General features: G+C 59.1%; 19 protein-coding genes and 1 pseudogene. 5 read left to right on the top strand and 15 right to left on the bottom strand.

What is annotated here, in order from left to right; translation table 11 throughout:
- Positions 1-116: 116 nt before the first annotated feature.
- The 8 genes from K6G35_RS18115 to K6G35_RS18080 all read right to left on the bottom strand — a co-directional run bounded on the left by K6G35_RS18115 (position 117) and on the right by K6G35_RS18080 (position 10,159).
- On the bottom strand, positions 117-1,736 hold the full coding sequence (locus K6G35_RS18115) for an LVIVD repeat-containing protein (RefSeq protein ID WP_495676833.1): 1,620 nt from the start codon (positions 1,734-1,736) through the stop codon (positions 117-119).
- A gap of 118 nt (positions 1,737-1,854) precedes the next feature.
- Entirely contained in the window at positions 1,855-3,426 is a 1,572-nt protein-coding gene (locus K6G35_RS18110) for an LVIVD repeat-containing protein (RefSeq protein WP_495676832.1), read from the bottom strand.
- A 296-nt stretch (positions 3,427-3,722) separates the two neighbouring features.
- On the bottom strand, positions 3,723-4,592 hold the full coding sequence (locus K6G35_RS18105; protein ID WP_215242916.1) for a helix-turn-helix domain-containing protein: 870 nt from the start codon (positions 4,590-4,592) through the stop codon (positions 3,723-3,725).
- Positions 4,593-5,380: 788 nt separating this feature from the next.
- Positions 5,381-6,346 carry a tripartite tricarboxylate transporter substrate binding protein gene (locus K6G35_RS18100; protein WP_215242915.1) on the bottom strand — a complete coding sequence of 322 codons (966 nt, stop codon included), beginning with the start codon at positions 6,344-6,346 and terminating at the stop codon, positions 5,381-5,383.
- 31 nt (positions 6,347-6,377) lie between these two features.
- A complete protein-coding gene (locus tag K6G35_RS18095) occupies positions 6,378-7,448 on the bottom strand; it encodes a cyclase family protein (protein ID WP_215242914.1) in 1,071 nt (356 codons plus the stop codon).
- Between the two features lie 9 nt (positions 7,449-7,457).
- On the bottom strand, positions 7,458-8,390 hold the full coding sequence (locus K6G35_RS18090) for an NAD(P)-dependent oxidoreductase (RefSeq protein ID WP_215242913.1): 933 nt from the start codon (positions 8,388-8,390) through the stop codon (positions 7,458-7,460).
- Positions 8,387-9,085, bottom strand: coding sequence for an RraA family protein (locus K6G35_RS18085; RefSeq protein WP_215242912.1), 699 nt, complete (start codon positions 9,083-9,085; stop codon positions 8,387-8,389). The genes K6G35_RS18090 and K6G35_RS18085 overlap by 4 nt, the downstream gene beginning before the upstream one ends.
- Before the next feature lie 108 nt (positions 9,086-9,193).
- Positions 9,194-10,159 carry a Bug family tripartite tricarboxylate transporter substrate binding protein gene (locus K6G35_RS18080; protein ID WP_413227152.1) on the bottom strand — a complete coding sequence of 322 codons (966 nt, stop codon included), beginning with the start codon at positions 10,157-10,159 and terminating at the stop codon, positions 9,194-9,196.
- Positions 10,160-10,262: 103 nt separating this feature from the next.
- Here K6G35_RS18080 and K6G35_RS18075 point away from each other — a divergent pair, with 103 nt between their 5' ends.
- Positions 10,263-11,018 carry an IclR family transcriptional regulator gene (locus tag K6G35_RS18075; RefSeq protein WP_215242910.1) on the top strand — a complete coding sequence of 252 codons (756 nt, stop codon included), beginning with the start codon at positions 10,263-10,265 and terminating at the stop codon, positions 11,016-11,018.
- Positions 11,019-11,572: 554 nt separating this feature from the next.
- On the opposite strand, the gene K6G35_RS18070 is transcribed toward K6G35_RS18075, so the two are convergent.
- The gene (locus K6G35_RS18070; protein WP_215242909.1) at positions 11,573-12,346 is read right to left on the bottom strand and encodes an alpha/beta hydrolase; all 774 of its coding nucleotides are present in this window, start codon (positions 12,344-12,346) and stop codon (positions 11,573-11,575) included.
- Between the two features lie 163 nt (positions 12,347-12,509).
- Here K6G35_RS18070 and K6G35_RS18065 point away from each other — a divergent pair, with 163 nt between their 5' ends.
- Positions 12,510-13,115: a TetR/AcrR family transcriptional regulator gene (locus K6G35_RS18065; protein ID WP_024570074.1), complete on the top strand. Its 606-nt coding sequence runs from the start codon at positions 12,510-12,512 to the stop codon at positions 13,113-13,115.
- Between the two features lie 147 nt (positions 13,116-13,262).
- Here the strand turns inward: K6G35_RS18065 and K6G35_RS18060 are convergent, their stop codons facing one another.
- The gene (locus K6G35_RS18060; RefSeq protein ID WP_017513088.1) at positions 13,263-14,021 is read right to left on the bottom strand and encodes a sulfite exporter TauE/SafE family protein; all 759 of its coding nucleotides are present in this window, start codon (positions 14,019-14,021) and stop codon (positions 13,263-13,265) included.
- A gap of 282 nt (positions 14,022-14,303) precedes the next feature.
- On the opposite strand from K6G35_RS18060, the gene K6G35_RS18055 reads away from it, so the two are divergent.
- Entirely contained in the window at positions 14,304-15,638 is a 1,335-nt protein-coding gene (locus tag K6G35_RS18055) for an aminotransferase-like domain-containing protein (protein WP_017513087.1), read from the top strand.
- Between the two features lie 665 nt (positions 15,639-16,303).
- Here the strand turns inward: K6G35_RS18055 and K6G35_RS18050 are convergent.
- From K6G35_RS18050 to K6G35_RS18030, 5 genes and pseudogenes are all read right to left on the bottom strand, one after another.
- Positions 16,304-16,582 (bottom strand): annotated as a pseudogene (locus K6G35_RS18050) (helix-turn-helix domain-containing protein); the annotation flags it as partial.
- A 710-nt stretch (positions 16,583-17,292) separates the two neighbouring features.
- Positions 17,293-17,967 carry a GGDEF domain-containing protein gene (locus tag K6G35_RS18045; RefSeq protein ID WP_234706902.1) on the bottom strand — a complete coding sequence of 225 codons (675 nt, stop codon included), beginning with the start codon at positions 17,965-17,967 and terminating at the stop codon, positions 17,293-17,295.
- Positions 17,968-18,678: 711 nt separating this feature from the next.
- The gene (locus K6G35_RS18040; protein ID WP_234706903.1) at positions 18,679-19,008 is read right to left on the bottom strand and encodes a hypothetical protein; all 330 of its coding nucleotides are present in this window, start codon (positions 19,006-19,008) and stop codon (positions 18,679-18,681) included.
- Positions 19,009-19,052: 44 nt separating this feature from the next.
- Positions 19,053-19,259 carry a hypothetical protein gene (locus tag K6G35_RS18035; RefSeq protein WP_035880754.1) on the bottom strand — a complete coding sequence of 69 codons (207 nt, stop codon included), beginning with the start codon at positions 19,257-19,259 and terminating at the stop codon, positions 19,053-19,055.
- 38 nt (positions 19,260-19,297) lie between these two features.
- Positions 19,298-20,377, bottom strand: coding sequence for a helix-turn-helix transcriptional regulator (locus K6G35_RS18030; RefSeq protein ID WP_495676831.1), 1,080 nt, complete (start codon positions 20,375-20,377; stop codon positions 19,298-19,300).
- A 324-nt stretch (positions 20,378-20,701) separates the two neighbouring features.
- Between K6G35_RS18030 and K6G35_RS18025 the strand changes: the two genes are divergently transcribed.
- Positions 20,702-21,055 (top strand): SHOCT domain-containing protein, encoded by a 354-nt coding sequence (locus K6G35_RS18025; RefSeq protein ID WP_234706908.1) that lies wholly within the window; start codon positions 20,702-20,704, stop codon positions 21,053-21,055.
- A 19-nt stretch (positions 21,056-21,074) separates the two neighbouring features.
- Positions 21,075-22,181, top strand: coding sequence for a hypothetical protein (locus K6G35_RS18020; RefSeq protein ID WP_008641183.1), 1,107 nt, complete (start codon positions 21,075-21,077; stop codon positions 22,179-22,181).
- Positions 22,182-22,222 lie beyond the last annotated feature (41 nt).

The following is a 22,222-nucleotide window of genomic DNA, read 5'->3' as shown; positions in this document are numbered from 1 at the left end:
ACATGTGAGTGCTTTGCGCAAGGGGGCTCCCGCTGCAAATTGAGGCGGTGAAGGGCATGCAACCGAACGTGGTGGCGGGGCGGCGCGGATAGCGCTGGCGCCCCGTCCGGCACGGATCAGTTATGCAGCGTCGAATTCGTCGTTTCCGGGAATGGCCACACGCCGTTCTTGAACCGCATGACCAGCAACCCGTTGTCCTGGCACATCGTCGTGAGCAGTCCACGGTCCTTGTCGAAGGCCAGGCCCGACGTACACCAGTCAGGCTCTCCTGCTTTCCATTGACCGAAGGCCGCATGGAAAGAGGCCGGCATGTATTTCGTGGCGCTCGGCGGATTGAAGTACGCGATTTCCTTGGGCTGCGCCGGATTGCGGATATCGAACACGCGGATGCCGGAGTTGAAGTAGGAGCAGGCCATGGCGGTTGCGCTTTCCCGGCTGTCCACGCTGCAATAGTGACTGCCGTACGTGAAGAGACTCAAGCCGGTCAGGTCCGGAAGAATGCTGTCGCAGTTCTTCGGGTCATGTGTTTCCAGTCCGAGCTTCGACACCAGGATCGGATTTTTCTCGTCAGTCATGTCGTAGATCCGCGCCATCGGAAACGTTGCCAGCCGAGCCTTGCAAGCCGTCGTGACGCCCGCGGCATCGCTCAATCCGCCGGACCCGCCCTCGTCGACCATCACGAGATAAGGCTTGTCGCCAATCTTGGTCTCGATGGTATGTTGCGCCGCACTGCCATCACGGTACGCGGTGTGGGACACCAGGCGCATTTGCGCATCGGGCTTGCGCTCCTGAACTTCGGAGGTGTCCAGCACCAGAAAGCCGTTCTGCGGCACCGTCTTTGCATCCGCCACCTCCGCCGCACTTGGCACGCCCAGTGCGGCCGCGTAAAGACGATTGCCGTCCGGACTTACCGATAACCCGTGCGGTGTTTTGCCAATCGGGGAGTCCTTGCTCATGTCAAACGTCGCAATCAATCGAGGCCGGGTAGGGATGGTGATATCGATTGCGTGGTACTTCAGGTTTGTCGAATCCCCTACGTAGTAGGTCAGCCCATCCGGGGAAATGTTGCCTTCATGCCCGTTGATGGGCTTGGTCGGTGTGGTGGCATCCCCCGTCTTGTACTCCATGGCCATTGAGGCCAGCAGTTGCGGAGAGCGGCAATCGCCGGACAGGTCGTACACATCGATTTCGGGGCCCCCTGCGCTATTGGTGCCGTTGTCGGCGATGAGCAGTTGCCGCCGGCTACTCACGCGCAGCGATTCCCACGGGTCGAGCATGGCGGCCGTGGTCAACGAAGTGACGCGCACCGGCTTTGCCGGATCGGTAATGTCGATGACCGGTACCCCTGGATGCTCCCGGACTAGCGGCGCGCCCGTGACAATGTTGCCGAGTACGCCGGTCGCATGGTAGGCGCAGGTGTGTCCGTTGGCGTCGCGGAACGTGGCGGCAGACCAATTGCCGCCTTCGCCCTGGACTTGTCCCACCAACTCCATATTGCAGCGGGTTCCCTTGAATCCTGCCTGACGCTGTGCCGCAGGCACTTGTCCCTGCAACGCCGCTTCCGGCTTGTCATCCGTTCCGCATGCACTGACTTTGGCGGCGAACTCGACTGGCTTGCTGAGCGGCGCGGCAACTTCTCCAGTTTCGCCATTGCCATCACCGCCGCAAGCCGTCAATGCCACCGCAAAGCTGGTCGCCAGATAATGGCCCCACCTCCCGAGTTCGTTTCGACGCATGTTGTCTCCTGTCATTTTTTAATTTGAATTCCAATTAATCATAAAGAGACGGCAGTAAAATGAATTGCAAAAAAAATACTCGAAATTTCCAAATATGGACACAACATTATTCATTGTCTTAATTGTGCAGTGTCGAGTCCATCGTTTCAGGAAATGGCCAGACGCCGTTCTTGAACCGCATGACCAGCAACCCGTTGTCCTGGCACATCGTCGTGAGCAACCCACGAGCCTTGTCAAAGTCCAAGCGTGAGGTGCACCAGTCAGGCCCCCCCGATTTCCATTCACCAATCACGGCATGGAATGAACCCGGCATGTATTTGGTGGCACTCGGCGGATTGAAGTACGCGATTTCCCTGGGCTGCGCCGGATTGCGGATATCGAACACGCGGATGCCCGAGTTGAAGTAGGAGCAGGCCATGGCGGTCGCATTTTCCCGGCTGTCCACGCTGCAATAGTGGCTGCCGTATGTGAAGGAGCCCAGGCCCGTAATGTCTGGGAGAATGCTGTCGCAGTTCTTCGGATCATGTGTTTCCAGGCCGAGTTTGGACACCAGGACCGGATTCTTCTCGTCGGTCATGTCGTAGATCCGCGCCATTGGAAACAGTGCCAGGCCGGCCTTGCACGCATTCTTGACTGTGGCGGGATCCCCCAACATTCCACCCGATCCGCCCTCGTCGACCATCACGAGGTAGGGCTTGCCTCCAATCTTGGTCTCGATGGTATGTTGCGCGACGCTCCCATCGCGGTGCGCCGCCTGCGACACCAGGCGCATCGCTGCATTGGGCTTTCGCGCCTGAATTTCGGAGGTGTCCAGTACCACAAACCCGTTCTGCGGCACCATACTCGCGTCGCCCACCTCCGCTGGAGTGGGGGCGGCCACCGCCACGGCATATAGACGATTGCCGTCTGGGCTTACCGATAACCCGTGCGGGGATTTCCCGATCGGAGAATCCTTGCCCATATCGAATGTTGCGATCAATCGAGGCCGCGTGGGAATGGTGATGTCGATCGCGTGATACTTCGCGTTCGTCGTGTCTCCAACGTAGTAGGTCAAGCCGTCCGGGGAGATGTTGCCTTCATGCCCGTTGATGGGCTTGTTCGGCGCGGCGATATCCCCCGTCGCATATTCCAGAGCCAGTGAGGCCAGCAACTGCGGAGACCGGCAATCCCCGGACATGTCGTAGACATCGACTTCCGGACCGCCGCGACTATTGGTGCCGTTGTCAGCGATTAGCAGTTGTCGCCGGCTATTGACGCGCAACGATTCCCATGGATCGAGCATGGCGGCGGTGGTGAGGGACGTGACGCGCACCGGTTTGACTGGATCGGTAATGTCGATGACCGGCACCCCGGGATGTTCCCGGGCCACAGTCTCGCCCGTCAGCAGATTGGTGGACCCACCGGTGGCATGGTACGCGCAGGTATTGCCCCTGGCGTCGCGGAACGTAGCGGCAGACCAGGTGCCGCCCTCACCCTGAACTTGTCCCACCAACTCCATATTGCAGCGCGTTCCCGTGAAGCCGGCCTGACGTTGCGCTGCGGGCACTTGACCCTGCAATGCGGCCTCCGGCTTGTCATCCGTCCCGCATGCACTGACCTTGGCGGCAAACTCGACTGGCTTGCCGAGCGGCGCGGCAACTTCTCCGCTATTGCCACCGTCGTCACCACCACCACACGCTGCCAATACCACGACGCTACATGTGGCCAGATAGCGGCCCCATCGCGCGAGTTCAGTCTGACGCATCTTGTCTCCCGTTGTTCTTTAATTTGAAATGCCAATGAATACTAGCTGCGCGCTAGCTAACTGAATTTCAAAAAAGTCTTCAGATCTTTAAAATCGGGGCACGACGTGACGCTGCCTGAGACAATAAAGCAGGTGCCGCTGCGCAGCGCATCAGCGGTCAAGCGGGGAGGGATGCCGCCGAGAATAATCGCGGAAAAAAATGACGGAGAGTGTTAGCCGGGGCAACGATACGCCTGGATAACTCAAAGGCGTTTCCGGAACTGGCTGGGCGAGAGGCCTACGGCCTTGCGGAAAGCGGTGCTGAAATGACTTGGATTGGAAAAACCGGTCGAAAGCGCAACCTCTGTGATGGACGGGCTACCGTTGCGCAACAAACGTTTCGCTTCATCCATGCGCAGTTGCAACAAATACTGGTACGGAGATTTACCCGTCGCTTGCTTGAAACACCGGCACAGGTGTTTGGGGCTGAGCCCGGCAATGCTCGCCATCTGCGCCAGGCTGACATCATAGGAGACATTTGCTCTGATGTACTCCTTGAGCACGACCAAGCTGGCGGACGACAGGCCGTTCAGCTCGCGCGTGGAATGACGTCGCGAGAATCGGCCCCACAGATAGCTGACAACCGCGAGTGAGATCGATTCTGCGTAAAGCCGACCTGACGGGCAGCCATTGAGAATCTCCGCCTCCATGCCACGCATCAGTGCATCAATGTGTGGATCCGCATCGATGACGTGGCGTGGCATGTGCCGGGACAATAGCGCGCCGGCGGACGGGTCGCGGCCAGTCCATTGTTCGATTTCTAGCGTATCCAACTCCAAGACAAAGCCCTTCAGTTCTCCGCTGGAACTCAATCTCTCCAGTTCATAGTCGTGGTCCATGTAGGTCACGGTACCGGCGCATACCAGCGCCTGGAAATCATCCGTCCCCACGCTCCACTTCAGTTTACTGCTGCCCGCGACAGTCAACCCCAGCCACGGAACTTCGCTGGCGCCACGGCGCATGAACGGTATGGGCAAGGCCGCGACATGCGAAAAAGCCAAACCATTCCACGCGGAAGTGGATCTCATCAAAACAGTGGGGGGATGCTGCTCGCCAATGCTTTTGGGTTTCATGGCAATAAGGCTTTCGTGAGACATCCGCGGAGTTGTCAGGACCGCACTTTGGAAGCGAATGCTACGGGCGCTTCCGAGGGCTTGTTCGCAGCATGTTGCCTCTATCGGTTCTTGTTTGCAATTTCAAGCAATGCTAACGACGCGCCCTGCAATCGACTTTCAATAACTTCCGGCGACTTTTCAAATCCGGACATATTTCTGAGCGCTGGCGGTGCTGCCAGTGCCGCCAGCGAGAGGACCGGTGCGCGGGCCGCCAACGGAAAGCGCGGCGGCGCCGACGTGTTTAGTGCGGCACGCGAGCACGCACTGACCGATCGATCCGACCACCTAGAGGCCAAAGGCGCCCGTGGGCTGAAGGAAGTCTGCGTCCCGACCGCAGTGCCAGAAGTCCCCGATCGCGTCAGTATTGTCGGAACAATCGGGCGCTCGCATCGCTCAGGCGCGCGTCGCTGGGCGTCCTCGCCGCCGCGTGGTGCGGCGGGGAGGGCGCCGGTCAGACCATATCAATCGATGAAATCCGGCCGGTATCGCTTTTGGGATGTGTAGTCGGCGGTGGCTCTCGATGGGGTCGCATTCGCTGATTTGCCCCGTACCATCCCTATGACGAAGCGCATCCCCTTTGGCCTAGGCTCGCTCCCAGAGTGTCGCGTGGGCACCCGTCGCGGACGCCAAGTGCGACCGTCCCGGATCGACCCTTCTCGGCCGTTTGTCACGGAGATGCCAATGGCCGTAACGACCGACGTAGCGGCCATCGACACTCAGCGCAGTACGTTTCTCCAGACCCAACATCAATCCGGGCGAATATCGCCCTGTTTAATGACTGTCGCCCATTTTGCGCGCTCCGCATCAAGGAACTTTCGAAATTCTTGTGGCTTATCACCAGAAGCCTCCGCGCCGATTGCCGCGAGACGTTCCTTGATGGCGGGTTGTGCCAAGACTTCGATTGTTGCCTTGTTGATTTTTTCTATGATTTCCGCAGATGTGCCAGCAGGCGCGAACAAGCCATTCCACTCATACACCTGGTAGCCGGGAAGTCCGGATTCCGAGACGGTGGGTACATCGGGCAACGTGGGGGAGCGCTTTGCGCCTGTGGTCGCCAGTACCTTCAACTTCTTGCCGGAGACCAGTGGGTAAGACGCTGCCATGTTGCTGAACATCATGTCCACCTGGCCACCCATCAAGTCACTCAAGGCTGGTGCCCCCCCTTTGTAGGGAACGTGAAGCATATTCAGTCCAGACTGTTGACGGAACAGCTCTGCTGCCAGATGCTGTGCGGTGCCGGAGCCCGCGGACGCATAGGTGAGCTTTCCAGGCGTAGCCTTCGCGCGCGCCACGATATCCTTGGGCGAGTTGAACGGAGAGTTTGGAGGAACCACTAAAAGGTTTGGCACTAGTACCACCAGGGAGATGGGGGCAAAGTCCTTCGCGGTATCGTAAGGAAGCTTCGGTTGCAGACTAGGGTTGACCGAGTGAGCCGTAGCATCCAGTAGCAGGGTGTAGCCGTCCGGCGCAGCCTTGGCGACCGCGCCGGCGCCGATCACACCGCTTGCACCGGGGCGGTTGTCTACGACAATGGTCTGACCCAGCTTGGTACCCAGAGGCGCAGCTAAGATGCGGGCGACCGTGTCGGCAGCGCCGCCTGCAGGATATGGAACGACGAGACGGATTGGATGATCGGGATAGGCGGCGCTGGCACACGTGGCGACGCACAGCAGTGTGAGGCCGGCAATGGCGCCGGTAACGGAATTGAACATTGTCTCGTCTCCAGAATGTTGTAGTTGTGTACTAGACCGTCGCGATTGGAGTCGCCGGCGAACCTACTGCGCCGGGAAGGCGCAGAGGTGGCGCGGTCAGCAGGAAGCGGCTGCGATTGTTCTCCCGCAGCCAGTTTGCCAATGGTGTCAAATGCCACAGCTCGCCGAGGTGAATGCCATTTTTGAACAGGCAATGTTCATGCAGCGGCAGTCGTGGCCCGCGAATGGGGGAAGGCGTCAGCGGTTTCGGCACAACCAGCTCCACGGCGGGGTTGTCTGCCAGCAGGCATGCCAGGCGCGAGTCGGTGATCCAATTGAGCAGCTTCGCGTCGTAGCCATCTAGTCCGGCGCCGGATTCGTGGAGTACCTTGAGATCGGGCGACTTGTTCATCGATAACAATGTGTCGGCGAACCCGGTATGGAGGCAGACCATATCACCCGGCTCGACGGTTACGTTATCTGCTTCCAGAATGCGCATGAGCTGGTCGTAGCCGACAGCCTGTCGTTTGCGCCCAATGTGGCGCTCGATGTCGATCATGACGCCGCGGCCTTGCGCACCGTGCTCAGCAAGGACGGCGATACTCAACGCGCCTGCTTCCGGGTTCTCGTATCTTGCCCATGCCTCCGGCGCTTGAGTCTCGACACCGGCTCTGATGTCCTCGCCGGCCCGAAAGCCGTTGTAGAAGACAGCTTCGTCGCTGCCGTCATCGTCGGCATCGAAATGACTGCCCACGTGTGCGAGGCTGTCCCACTGCGTTGAATACTGCAGGCTCATGAGCACGACGTCGTCATTGACCACGTCCGTCAGGTCGGGGTCCTCGGAACGGTACGACCAGCAGAACCCCTGCTGCCCGGCGCTCTTTCCATCCCGAAGGACGGCGAAGCGCCGAGGCGGTTGCCGACGCACGTTCATGGTTTGGCCGCCGGGGTAATCGAGGGGCAGCGAAAGGCAGAACGTAATGCCTTCGCGTACTTCTGCGACGCCTTGGAGCACCTTGCTGCGATCCACGAGGTTCATGCGCCCACGCTGATCGTTTGACCCAAATTCGCCCCAATTACTGCCGTCCGGCTTACGCTGCCACCGCCTTGGTGCTTCACTCATGTCGGCTCCTTACTGCAGCTTCGCGAGTTCGGCCAGCACGTTCGTCGCGGCGGCTACACCCATGTTGACGAAGGCATCGCTCGTTACGCCGCCGATGTGCGGACTGATGATGAACTTGCTGTTTCTGAAGAAGGGATGATCGGCAGGTGGCGGCTCTTGCTGCAACGAATCCAGGCCTGCTGCGGCCACTTTACCGCTTTCAACGGCCGCCAGAAGGGCGTCTTCCTTGATGAGCCCACCGCGTGCGGTATTGACGACGATAACGCCGTCCTTGCATCTGGCCAGGCTCGCCTCGTTGAGCAGTCCGCGATTCTCGGCGGTCAGTGGGCAGTGGAACGATATGACATCCGAGTTTTCCCAGATCGCGTCAAGGCTGACGGGCTCGATGCACGTCGGCAGATCGGCGGCATATGGGTCATATCCGATAACCTTCATATCCATGGCGCAGGCGATCCGCGCGAAGCGCCGGCCGATCGCACCCAGGCCAATAAGACCGAGCGTGCGTCCTTGCAGTTCGAGACTTTGGTGCGTCGATTTGTCCCAATGGCCACTGCGTGTGCGCTGATCCAGGCTCACCACCGATTTTGCGCAGGCTAGCATCAGCGCCAGCGCTTGTTCGGCCACGGCTGCCGCATTTGCACCTGTCGCGGCCACGACCCTGACGCCACGAGCCTTCGCAGCTTCCTGGTCGATGTTGTCGATGCCACTTCCGTGCTTTGACAGAACGCGAATCGTCGGCGCCGCGTCGAGCGCCATGGCGCCGACCTTGCTTGTGCGGACGATGATCGCCACAGGCGCATAACGCCGGCAAAGTTCTGCGGTTTCTTCTTCGCTTGCCGCTTTCCCTGCATAGACCAGTTCGAAGTCGGACAGCAGCGCGACTGCCTGTGGCGCAATGTTCGCCGCGGTCACAACGATTACGGGCTTGTCCGGCGTACTCACAGCGTTTCTCCAGTCTTCAGGACACCGGCGGCACGCAGGGCATCATCCAGCCAGGATGGTCGCAGTGCTTCGCCAGACTTGATACCTTCGATGCGCTTACGCTCCGCCGCTACCTTCTTTGCAGCCTCCTCGATCAGAGCCGGCGCCTTTTCGCGTTCGATGACGACCACGCCGTCTGCATCGCCGATGACGAGGTCGCCCGGGCGCACCGTAACACCGCCACATTGAATCGGATGATTGACGCGGCCGGGTACGAACTTGGTCGGCCCGTTGGGATTCAGCCCGACGGAGTACATGGGGAAGCCCGTCTCGATGATCTCTTCGGCATCCCGCGCAGCGGCGTCCAGAACGACGGCCGCGACACCGAGAGCAATGCACTGATTGACCATGATGGCGCCCATCAGCGCGCTGTTTTGGTCGCCTTTGCCGTCAACGATGATGACGTCGCCAGGCTTGGCCAGTGCCATCGCGGCGTGAATCATGAGGTTATCGCCGGGGCGAACTTCCACGGTGACAGCCGGACCGCAGAACTTGTTCTTTTGGCTCAGTGGTGCGATCCGCCCGTGCAGGCCGCCGCGGCGGCCGGCGACATCGGCAAAGATCGACGACGCGAACTCGGACGCCTGCTTGACGATGTCGGGCGAAACGCGTTCGAAATTACGGATGACATCAGGGAGTTGCTGGGTGGGCGACATAGTTGCTCCTAAAGTGTGCGAGTGAAGCCAGCCGCGCAGTTGGGAAGGCAACTGACGGATCGTGAAACTGCGAAAGTGGAATCCGGCGCGCGGACGCGCGCCGATGCGTTAATCGATGGTCGCGCCCGAGTCGCTGACCACGACTCGCCAGCGAGCAAGGTCCTTTTGCAATAGGCCGGCAAACGCCGAGGTACTACCGCCCAGGAGCTGTCCGCCTTCCGCCTCGATCTTGGAGCGCACGGCGGGGACCTGGAGTACGCGATTCAATTCAGCGTTGAGTCTCGTGACGATGGGTGCCGGGGTGCCGGCGGGTGCAAGCAGGCCGAACCATGTGTCCGCGTCAAATTGCTTTACGCCCGCCTCCGCTACGGTCGGCGTGTTGGGCAGTTGCGGCGATCGCTTCGCAGAGGTCACGGCGATTCCGCGCAACTTGCCCATCTTGATTTGACCCATCACCGTCGGGACAGAGCCAATATAGATCTCCACCTGGCCACTCAGAACGTCGGTGAGAGCCTGCGATGCACCCTTGTATGGGATGTGCTGCATCTTCACACCGGCCTGCTTTTGCAGGAGTTCCATGGCGAGGTGGGCGACCGTACCGTTGCCCGGCGTGCCGAACGTGACCGTGCCTGGCTTGGCTTTTGCGGCGGCAAGCACGTCGGTGAGATTCTTGTACGGTGAACTGTTGTTGGTGACAATCGCGAGCGGTGCGGAGGCAATCAAGCCGATAGGCGTCAGATCTTTCGTCGGGTCATACGGCAGCTTCTTGTACAGCGACGGATTGATAGCAAGATTGCTGGTCTGGCCGAATACCAGCGTGTAGCCGTCAGGCGATGCCTTGGCCGCAGCTTCCACGCCGAGGTTGCCGCCAGCCCCTGGCTTGTTGTCGACGATGATGGTCCACTTCAGGTCCCGGCTAAATTGTTGGGCGATTTCGCGCGAGAAGGTATCCGGCGCCCCGCCCGGAGGGAAGGGCACGATGAGGCGAATGGGCTTGGTCGGATAGGTATCTGCGGCGTACGCAGGAAGGCCAGGCACTGCAGCAATGGCGCATGCCGCCAGAACGCGAAGGATGATCTTCAAGGGGTGTCTCCAATCGAAACCTTGTATTTGTGCGTTGACTATAGATTGCTGTTCCGTGCTATACAATTGCGTTGTCCATAGCGGAACATGTGCCATGAAACGGAATGCTCAGCCTGAAAAGGCGCCGGAAGGTGCAGATAAAGACACAATCATTGCGGTCACCCGTGCTTTGCAAATTCTCGAGGCCTTCTCCGCCGATGACGCTTCGTTGACCCTGTCGGAGTTGAGCCGACGGGTCGGGATGGGCAAATCGACCGTGCTGCGCACGGCGCGGACACTGGCGCAAAGCGAGTATCTGGTCCAACGCGAAGATGGACAATGGCGCCTCGGCGCGGCCGCGGGATGGCTGGGCGCGCGCTATCAGGCTGCGTTTCGCGTGAATGAAACGGTGGAGCCCGTGCTCAGGCGAATCAGCTACGAAACACGCGAAAGCGCGGCCTTTTATGTCCGGGAGGGAGACACTCGGGCCTGCCTGGTGCGAGTCGAAGGACCGGGCGCGGTGCGGCACCACGTGCGCGTCGGGGAAAGGCTTTCTCTCACCGGAGCGCCGGGCAGAGTTTTGCGGGCATTCGCAGGCGAAAGCGGCGAGCCATACGAGGCCATTCGCAAAGATGGTTATTTCATTTCAATGGGCGAACGGGAGCCTGAAGTTTCGAGCCTGGCTGTCCCGGTGTTCGGAATCAATTGGACTTTGGTCGGGGCTCTTTGCATCTCAGGGCCCATTAGTCGGCTGACGCGAGATAAGTTGGCGGAGTATGTGGATCTGATGCTGGCAGCCGGAAAGGAAGTGTCCTATGCAGTTTCCGGCTCCCGAGATCAGACTGTCCGCCCTACGACATGGCATCCCTGATTTCGAGAAGGCGATTTTTAGCCAATGCTCTGACTACCTCATGAGAGCCAAGTGTCTAGGAGCCAGATGAATGGTTGATCGTATGGGGCGCTACGGGAAAGGCACCTCCCTGAGGCGGTCAGCGACCGATGTTTGGCGCACTCTGGTCGTTAAGTTTCGAATTGCGGGTGACAGGTAGTGGCCGGTCTCTGCCGTCCGCCCACGTCAGGACCGCGGCTCTCTCTGATCGGCGGACTCGGGCGATGGGCGCCGGGTCTGACCGTTGCGGAGTTTTCTGGGCACTGGCTCTGATTCCAACTCTGCCACTTCAGGCCTGCACCACCGCCCTACAGATCCCCATCAATGCTGCACCGCAAAAAAACACGCCTGGCGAGCATGTAACCTAGATTGGGTTCGTGCAATTTTCGGCCGCCCCCTGCCCATCGGCCCCGAATTGGCCAGATTCTGCGGTGCCGGGCAATCGGGGCAGGCCCCACTCATGAGAGTGGGGCCCACGGCGTGATTTGCTGAGACAGGCCACATCCGGCGATTGCGCGGGAGTGGCGGAAAATCGATTACTTAGACTTGGCTGATTGCGTTGCAGCCTGCTCAATCAGTTTTGCGACTTCCGCAGGATGCGAGATGTAGGCGACGTGACTGGAGCGAATCTCGATGGTCTTGCTGTCGGCCCGCTTGGTCATGAAGCGTTCCAGGTCCGGGTTGATAGCGCGGTCAGCTGTTGCAACGACAGCCCAGCTAGGCTTCGTCCTCCACGCCGCCTTTGAGATGGGAACGCCAAACGCCTTTGCAGCGGGCATTACCTGCGAGATCGCCATGAAACTGGCTTGGGGGGCAGGTACGTCGGCAGCAAAGTCGGCGTGGAACATGGCTTGATCGAAATAGAGGTATCCATCCTCAGTCGCCTTGATCGCTTTGGTTGCAGGCGGCATCTTCTTTGTCAGGTCCATGGGGCTTTCGCCGGTATCCGGCTGGAACGCCGCGACGTAGACCAACCCCGCAACTTTGTCATGGTTGCCCGCCTCGGTAATCACCGCACCGCCATAGCTGTGGCCTACGAGAATGGATGGGCCATCCTGCGCATCGATCACGCGGGTGGTCGCCTTCACGTCATCTTCGAACGAGGTCTCTGGTTGCTGTACAACGGAGACTTTATAACCATCGCGCGTCAGGATCTTCGCCACGGCTTGCCAGCCGGAACCATCGGCGAAGAAGCCGTGAACGAGGACGATGTTCTTGACCGGCGCCGGGCTTGCCGCATGCGCGAAGACGGCGGAGATGGACAAGGCGGCAGCGGCCACAAAGCGGCCGAGTTGTGATGAGAATTTCATTTTTTGCTCCAGAGGGTATTTGCAGGATGGGTGGCAAACTATGCGTTGCGGGCAAAATCATCCTACTAGTAGGATGGTAAAAATTCAAAGAAATCTCACAATACGGAATCTGAGCGATTGATGTAGACTGTCCCTCAATCAACCAACTAGATGGTAGGTAGATATGACTGTGGCCGGAGATCACACGTCTGCAAGGATCCTGCAAGCCGGGCGGCAACTGATCATGCGTCGCGGCTACGCCGGATTCAGCTATGCGGATGTCGCTGAAGCAACGGGCATTCGCAAGGCGAGCATTCATCATCACTTTCCCTCGAAGGCCGACCTCGCGATTGCCGTTGTGAAGCATTCGCAGGACATGTTCGATGCGGACGTAGCGGCGCTTCGCGCCAACGGCGCGGACGACGTCGCACAGTTGCGGGCCTACGTCCAACATTGGGAACGCTGCGTCGCCGATGACAGCGCGCCATTCTGTGTTGCGGGCATGCTAGGAGCTGAACTGCCGGTGTTGCCCGATGACGTGGCGGACGAGGTGAGGGCGCATTTTGGAAGCCTCACTGCCTGGCTTGAGTCAGTCCTCGACTCCGCGGCCAGAGGCAAGCGCGTCAAACTCACTGCATCAGTGCAGGCCGAAGCCGCAACGCTCGTCTCGTTGATCTACGGCGCGATGCTGGCGGCGCGCGCCTATGGGGGCGCCGCACTGTTCAAGGAAGTCAGTGACGGCGCGTTGGAGCGGCTGGTTGTGCAGCGCAAAGCCGGCAGATCCGCGTGATGCCTGGTCACGTGATGCCTGAATCTGCTGAGCATGAAATGGCTTGAGCAGAGGAGTCGTACCGATTCAGGAGGTAGGGCCGACGGTCTCCCCAAAACGTCACGCCGACTTGGCAGTCAGGCGACTTTGTCAACCGGGAAATGACGGTCAGTGCAGATAGCCCGATGCGCCATCCCACAGCAGCTTTATGGCGGTCAACACCAACAAGCCGTAGCAGGCCCTGTACATCTGCTGCGGGTCCAACCTGCCATGCAGGCGCCAACCCAGCCAGACGCCAGCGGGAACTGCTGGGAGGCAAATCGCCATCAGCGTCCATGTGGTTCCCGCCGGGCGCGCCAACGCCAGCCAAGGGACCGCCTTGAGGAAGTTGCCGACGGTGAAGAACATGCTGGTGGTGCCAGCATAGACCTGCTTGCCAAGTCCGAGCGGTAGCAGGTACATCGCCAATGGTGGGCCGCCAGAGTGCGCCACCATGGTCGTGATGCCCGACGTCACGCCGGCGGCGACGGCCTTGGACGACGAACGTGGCCGTACGATTGTCTCGCCACCGCGGATAAACCACAGGCCCACAAAAATCAGCGTAACCGCCGCCATGACAATAGCGATCGCCCGGTGGTCCAATACCCGAAACAGCACGTACCCCAGGGCAATCCCGATCCCGAGTCCTGGCACAAGCAGGATGAGGTCGGGTTTTGACCACGTGGATGGTTTCCAGTAGCGCAGGCTGAACAGGTCCATCGCGACAAACAAGGGCGCGAGCAGACCACCCGCCGTGACAGGGTCCATGACGAGCGATAACAGTGGAATGCCAACGATGGCGAATCCTCCACCGAAAGCGCCCTTCATGAAACAGATCAGGAAGACGCCTGTGAACGTGACGAGAATGGTGGTGGCGTTCAGTTCCATGCTGCCGGGCTCCGTCTGATACTGGACTAGACAGTGCAGCAAGTCTGCTGAGCACCTTGGCATCGTCCGAGATGGAGTCCATCGTAGTGCGACGAACCAATTCAATCAAATGATTGTCATGGATACGATTGCCAGCTTCGCCCACTGGCAAATTGAGGCTGCACATGCGATGGATGCAGTCCAAATCCTCGCGTGATGCGAGCCATGTACGTTCGTGTTGTGTAGCAGGCATGCAGGCGCAATAATCAATACGCTCCGACAATTGTCGTGGATACCACTGACATGCCCCGACACCGCTACAAGCAACTGGTCGACCAGTTCGCGGCCGACATCCATGAGGGTCGTTTGCGTCCCGGAACGCGATTGCCAACCCACCGTGAACTTGCAGCCCGGGAGGGTCTGGCATTGGTCACCGCTACGCGTGTCTACGCGGAGCTGCACGCAATGGGTCTGGTAAGCGGCGAGACCGGCCGCGGCACGTTCGTGAAAGAGGTGCTGCCACGTGGCCACGGCATCGATCTTCAGCCCTGGAGCGACGACACGATCGACCTGAGCTTCAACAATCCTTCGATGCCAGGGCAGGGGGAGCTTCTTAGGGCAGCCCTGCGTGGGCTTGCAGGATCAGGGAACCTGGAAGCATTGCTCAAATACCATCCGCATGGTGGCCGTGAGCACGAACGGGAAACGATGGCCAGACATCTGGCCGGACGAGGCTTGGCGGCAAACGCAGACAACACTGTGCTCGTCAGTGGAGGTCAGCATGGATTGACCGTCACGGCCATGGCCTTGCTGGAGCCTGGAGACGTGGTCGCTGTCGACGTCCTGACCTATCCGGGGTTCAAGCTCACTGCCGAGGCCTGCCGGCTCGAACTGGTTGCGATACCTTCATCTGCCCGCGGTCCGGACCTCGACGCCCTGGCAGCGTTGTGCCGTCGACGGCGAGTGCGTGCCGTGTACACCATGCCGACGTTGCACAACCCGCTGGGATGGGTCATGAGCGCCAGACGCCGGCGTGAACTGGTCACCATCGCGCGGCAACACGGACTGATCCTGATCGAGGATGCAGCATATGCGTTCCTGGCGGATCGCTCGCCCCCCCCGCTGGCCGCGCTGGCTCCGGAGGCGACCGTGTACGTGTCCAGCTTATCCAAAAGCGTCGCGACCGGCCTGCGCGTGGGAGCGGTTTGCGCCCCGCGGGAGTGGATCAGCAAGGTGGAGCGGGCGATTCGTGCCACGACATGGACTACGCCAGCAACGATGACGGCAATCGCCTGCGGCTGGATCGAAGACGGAACGGTTGCGCGACTCGAGCTTGAGAAGCGACGTGACGCCGCATTGCGCCAAGGCGTCGTGACCGAATATCTGAGTCACCTGAAGCCGGTCCGACATCCCGAGTCGTATTTCGTCTGGCTTCCGCTGCCTGAGAATGTACGCGCCGATGCGGTGGCGAAGGCGTTGCTGCGGGAGCGGATCTCCGTGTCAACGGCACAGCCATACGCCGTCTCGAAGCATGTGCCGCACGCCATTCGACTGGCACTCGGTTCTATCGGTCTTGACGCGCTCGGACATGCCCTTGGGACTGTGGCCAAGGTGGTGGACGATTTCTCTTGCCTGTAGGTGTTCCGTCCGACAATCGCAGGCTGACGCCAGTTGTCGAGCTCGCAGCAGCATTGATCTGCGCATGAGTCCGGCGGACGGCGTTGCCGATTGCCGAACGGCTGAAAGCCACTCCGCAGGCGACGTTTGGCCATGGATTTTCTACGACCCCTAGTGGCCGGTCTCGGCCGTCTCCCGCATTCTCCAGGTCCTCTGTTTCGGGCCTGCTCTTGGCCTTGTGATAAGAAAACTTTGTGTGTCACGAACGCAGGCGGGAGCCTGCGGTGCTGTACTGAAGATGGGAGTAGGTCTCCCGAAGTCGGCTTTCAGGAGCAGGCTTCAAACCGCCCGGTGCTGCTGCGTCCAAAAGACGCGGTGGTGAGCGACCGTGGAAAAGTCACCCGGAGAGGGTGGCAGGTACGTGTTGAGTAGATGAGCGAAAGCAAACCGTCCGACGACGCATCGTTACTTATCTAAAGCGCTGTCAAAACTGGAGTCGTAAGTTTACTCCAGGATCAGTTGGGACGGCACCTGATTACGGACCTGATGGCAGCCGGTGTAAAGGCGGCATGAACTCAATACAGGCTTTGGTACGGAACGTGAGAACCTTGCTTCGGATGCGAAGGGAAAAGACAAATGGCTGACACCATGAGAATGAATACCGATGCCGGAGTGAGGGGCGGAGCAGATGGGGCGCGTCCGAGCCGGAATGCAATCGAGCGGATCGACAGCCCAGCCACGACGGAACGAGATATCTCCTCTCGTTCGGCGAGCGTCAGGGCTAGCCTGGAGCGGTGTCGGGGTGCTGGCTGGATGCCGCCGGACTCCGCCAGAATCCGTTGCACAGATGAATGGTACCGATCAAACAGTCGGGCGATCTGGTGAAGCGTGTCACCTTTCCGCCACCGCTCCCACATTAGTGCCTTCTGGGTCTCGGAGTAGTAGATCCGGCGCCTCTGTTTCATTTGCAACACCTCCGCTGCTCATGCAGCGTCTAGTGTGTTGCATCGACCGGTTGAATCCACAGCCGATCTCGGACCTCTGGCAATAGACACCGAGATCTGGCAGCTATCGGCAAGGGGCGTCATTCAATCCCGCCGTGGCCCAGAAACTCGGGCGTCCGCGTCGCATCAAGCAAAGGACCGATCCTTTCGCGACCGTGAACTGCAGCACGTGCATGTCGATTAGCCACCTAGGCTTGGCGTACCGACCTTAATGTCGCGCCAAAAGAAGCGCGAAAGAGAGTCACATTTATATGGATTTGACACCAACAGCCCAACATCACGTTATGCGCATGATGCTAAGTTGCTGATTTCAGTGAAATTTTTCATGGTTTTGATGATTGGTACACAGGCGTACCGACCTTGTTGTCGCGTGCCATGCGGGTTGGAGCAATGAAGAAAACATAAGTGCAAACAGCACAAGCTACAGCTGTTGAGCACACCAAAAAAAAGGCTGCAACCCTTGTCCAGCAAGGCTTGCAGCCTTTTTTTTCACGAGACGCAGTGCTCGTCTCAGACAGCAACGGGCTGTATCGCGTCGGTTGACAGGGTCTCGAGCCAAGCGTTGCTAGCAAGCCTCCGACCCGACTGAGTACATCGAATTGGTTGAGGCTAGCGGAAATGCCGCGAATTCGTACGGACAATCAACAAGCAGCGCTGCATCCGAAGACCGACTAAACCGCCTCCGAAAAATGGAAGCATCCCTTGCCGCGCGCCTTTGCGACATACAGTGCGCGGTCGGCGACATTAAGGACTGCATCGGCGCTTTGTCCGTTGGGAGAAATATGGGTAATGCCGATGCTTACGCCAATCGCCACCTTCTCTCCATTGGCCAGCAGATACGGTACAGCTATGTCTCGTAGCAGCCGTTGCGCGAGCGCTTGCACGTCATCACTCTCATGGTGGTGCAGCAAGATGACAAACTCATCTCCTCCAATTCGAGAGACGTGAGTGCCTTCGGGCACCGTCGCTCGCATTCGGCCTGCCACTTGCTGGAGCAGTTCGTCTCCGCAGCCGTGGCCATGTACGTCGTTGACTCGTTTGAAGCCGTCCAGGTCAAGATAGAGGAGCGCGGAGCGCAGTGGGGAACTGGCATTGCACTCCATTGCCGCTCTGATTTCAGCCAGCAAGCTGCCTCGATTCAGAAGTCCAGTCATCGAATCGTGGCGCGCGCGGTGTGCGTTCTCGCGCTCCGACTGCATCGTTGCAACCAGCATTGCATGCATGCGAAAGGATGCACTCGTCATGCTGGCCACGTAGACGGGCAATTGAATCAGTGTCAGAAGGAACAGCGGTTCACGTGCGACGATTGCACCAAGGCAGCATGGACCCAGAGCCAGTAGAATCATTAGCCCGCTCATCCTGGGTGCCCCGAAGTTCCGGAAGCAAATGCCACCAATCATTGCAGCGGAAGAAAGGCATGCCAGGGCGGCAGCGAGCCAGTTTCCGCTTGTAATGCTCAGGTAGGCTCCCAATCCTACGCTAAAGGCCCACGCCAGACTAAACACCAGGTGCAAGTCGGTATGGGTCGACCGTGCCGTACGCGCTCGTCTCCGCGCCGAAACCAAGATGCTGATTCGAGCGATGCAAATCAGGCACTCCAATCCGAACCATGCAAAGAATGCTGGGCGTTGGATATGCCAGGCTATCAACGCAGCGACTAACAGCGTGTTGATGACCCCGCCAACGAAGATGGACAACGTCCCGAACAAGCTTCCGATAAGCGCACGCTTGATGTCAGTAGGGACGTCTCTGTCTGTGTCCGTAAGCCATCTTGTTATCTTCCAGCGCGGCAGCGTGAAGACCTCGGTCGATTGTGGCATTGGCTTGTGGGTTGGGGCAGACGATTTGATATTGTGCCAGACGGCTCCCTGTTCGCCTTGCACTGTCCGACTCGCCGAGCCAGGTTTTGAACGCGTAGCGTGATGCGCGCCAGACAGCGATCTTCAGCGTAAGTCCCTGGATTCGAGGGAATCAAATGAACATGGGACGCGAAGGGAAGCAGCGACCTTACTCGTTTCCCCGGTGTCCGTGTGCATTATGGCTTCGCGTTCCGGTCGCTACTTGTGACCTTGCCACGCGATGTCATCGTCTTCGTCATACGCGGGGGCGAATATGGCGTGCGCCCATTGAGGGGTAGATCGCTCCAGCGCACTACCACGGCGCGGACGCTGAATGCCATAGACAAAGAAATGCTCCCTCGCATCAATCAACTGCCGTTCGATCTGACGAAACTGGCCCATAGATAGCGCAGGCGTGTTCGCAAAAAAGGCGGTTCCATCCCACGGCGATGCACGGGTCCAGATCCACCAAACGTACTTGTACATGCGAGGGTCGGGGTGAATCGGCGGCGCAAAATAGTGGCCGGTACCGGGCTTGTCCGCCCACATGAGGTTGAACTCATCATGGCAAGGCATCCACATGGTGAAAGGCCTCAGTCGGCGCTGCGGTGAACCAACGCGAGTAACCTATTGCCGCGGGCGAACGGGCAACCCCGTGAATCATATGTGAAGTTTCGTTCGACGCTGTATGTGCCCAGCACCTTCATATGGGCGTCGTGGGCAACGCCATTCCCATGCTCTTCCGTGGCGATGAAGCCCATGAGCAGGCTACGTGGATCGCGGATCGTTTCGAGGCGCATTGCATGCTCCGTAGTGAGAACGATCCAAATGGTAGGGACTAATGTGGGCCGGTGGTGTCCAGATTCTCGATGGGCGCCGCTCCATGCTCATAGCGCGACAACGCGCGCTTTAAATGAGCAATCATGCCTTCACGCATATCTGGCGGCGCGACGATTTCCACGGTAGTGCTCTTCTCCAACAGCAGATTGGTTAGCGGCACCGAAGGCACCACCGTCGCCACCAGCAGGAAGCCGCCATCCTCTTCGACAATGGTCTGATCATCACTCAGACGCAATGAACGGAAGGCGTGTTCAATCCGCTTGGCATCAATCATTTCGTTGACTCGCAGAACAAGCTGGACCGGCTTGCCTGCGAAAAACTCCATGCTCTTATCCTTCCGGATATAGGCGTCGAGGTTGAATGCTCGGTCGCGGGTCAGATCGATGCCAGCGGGCGTGGCCTCGATGATGCGGTCCATTCGCAGTGAGAAGATCGAACCCTCGGCCGTGCGGCGCTTGTTCTTGACGATCAGATACCAAAGCGGCCCTTTTTCGATCAAGGCATGGGGGAGGGCGCGATATTGCTTGGGTGCGGACTCGCGCGATGTTCGATAGGTGATATCAAGCGACTCATCGTTGTAGAGCGCGTGACCGACGATTTGAAATAACTCATCCTTGATCGCGGGCGCGACGAGTGGATAGCCCGCATGAAGCCGAGCGGTCTTGTCCAGCCAGAGGCGCGCGGCCGCGAGGTTCGACGCGGTGGGATGCTCTTCGAGGACGTGCGCTGCCGCGATGAAGTCGGCCTCCAATGCTCCGACGACGCTGGCGGGAAGATGACGGTAGGCGAGGTCCCGCAGTGTCAGGAGCGCGATGGCCTCGTTGACAGACGGTCGACGCCCGCCCGGCGTTGGCGACAACGCCTTCCAGACGCGTCCCTTCGTTGCACCGTCCGGCTTCGCGAGACCGCCGTTCTCTAGTTCAGAAAGGGCGCGTCGGATCGTTCTTCTGTCTGCATGTCCTTCGAGCGCGCTTTGCAACTCGCCAGAAGGATATCCGTCGGGGCGGCTCGCCATCAGCTCGAGGGTAGCGATCGCGAGATCGCTGAGTGGCTGCGCGTGGGTGTTGTTCCTCTTCATGACGGGGCGTTCGCTGAATGTGGATGCAATGCTAGCAATATGGACACCATCTGACCAGATTCACGAATAGCATCAGGGCAACTCGATCTTTGACGCCCCGTTAGCCCAGCTATCCCGCCATTCCAAAGAGGGGTATCGAGTATCGGGCAATGGGTCGATATGCCTCTGGACAGGGACCATTCCCAAAGTCGGCTGGATGAAGGAAAGGAAGGTGCTTTCTTTCGCTTCAAGGACAAGGCTGACGACCAGAGGCCCGAATCACTACTTATCAAGAACAGAAAGTAGGACGATTTCTTCTCTGGCAAGGGATTGCGCGTGATGCGAATGATCATGTTTCTGCTAGGCCTGTTTGCGATTGTCTGCGTGCTGTATGGCATTTCAGCGGGCGTGCAGACCATCCAACGTGGGCTTACGCGGTTGCTCAACAATGGGCGCAACGATGAGGCAACGGCGGCATTGCCTGCGCCCGTTACGTTGGAGACCACCGAGTCCGTGAACGCGAAGGAGGCTGCTCCATCGTGTCAGGGCTATATCGGCGAGCTGCGCGAGCTCTATGAACTGCACAAGCAAGGCGCGCTTACCAAGGAGGAGTTTCAAGACTGGAAGCGCCATCTGCTGTCCGCCATGCATTCAATGTCAAGTGTCCGCAGAAGCGGACACTTCCGTGATATCCCCTAAACCTGAAAGGTTCCAAATCATGCCTCTGCCATTCATCATCGGCGCCGCCGCACTTGTCACCGCTGCTTATGGTGCCAAGAAAGGCTATGACGGCTATCAAAAGCACTCAGAAGCTGACGAGATCGTCAAGGATGCTCAGGCCCGTTACGAACGCAGGAAATCTGCGGTCGACACCCAGGAAGAGAAAACGACTGTCGCGCTCGACCTGTTGGGCAAGAAAGAGTTGGAGATCGGCAAGAGCATTGGCGAATTCAAAACCTTGGCCGACAAACTCCTGCAGCAACTCAATGCCGGGCGGGATAACAAGCTGAACATCAGCATTCCCAAGCATGAGCTGCAAAAGATCGAGAACTACAGCATCACAGCTATCAGTGTTCTGGGCACAGCGGTTGGGGCGGGTGCTGCAGGTGCTGCGGTGGGATTCGCTGTTTATGGCGGCGTCATGGCGCTAGGTGCGGCTTCCACCGGCACTGCCATCTCGGCCCTGTCTGGTGTGGCTGCCACCAATGCCACCCTGGCGGCCTTGGGCGGCGGCGCGCTGTCGGCGGGCGGCCTGGGTATGGCCGGCGGCACGGTCATTCTGGGCGCAGCCGTGGCAGCGCCGGTGCTTGCCATTGCTGGCTGGGCTTACGATAGTCACGGCGAGGAAGCTCTCATAAATGCCCGCAAGGCCAACGACGAAGTCAGCCGTGCCGTTGAAAAGCTGATGAAGGCCAGCGAGCAGCTTACGAAGACTGAAGTCTATGCTCGCAAGATCAAGGTCGAACTGACCACGATTTCTGGGCAGTTCCAGCGCTATTTCGACACCCTCAAGGGCATCGACCGCTTTATGGATGACATCAAGGGCCGGAATGTCGACGTAGGCGCGGAGATCGAAAAACTTGGCGACGATGTTCTCCGGGTCATCGAGAACGGTTATGCGCTGGCGGCAATCCTGGTGAACCTCATCATCGTTCCAATCTTCAGACCTGCAAAGATCAATGGCAAGGTCGTGCATAACAAGGACGGTGTGCCAGAGATGGAGAAGGATGCCGATGGCTCCATGATCCTCAACGATGCCGAACTGGATCTGGCCTTGCGCCAGGCCGAGTCTCAGGCAGGAAACATCGAGGCGGCTCGTTCCTGAATTACGTGCGCCGCGATTGGCGCGGCACACGATTTTTTCAT

This window comes from Cupriavidus sp. HY129 (assembly GCF_059492215.1).
This window is presented reverse-complemented; position numbering and strand designations above follow the sequence as displayed.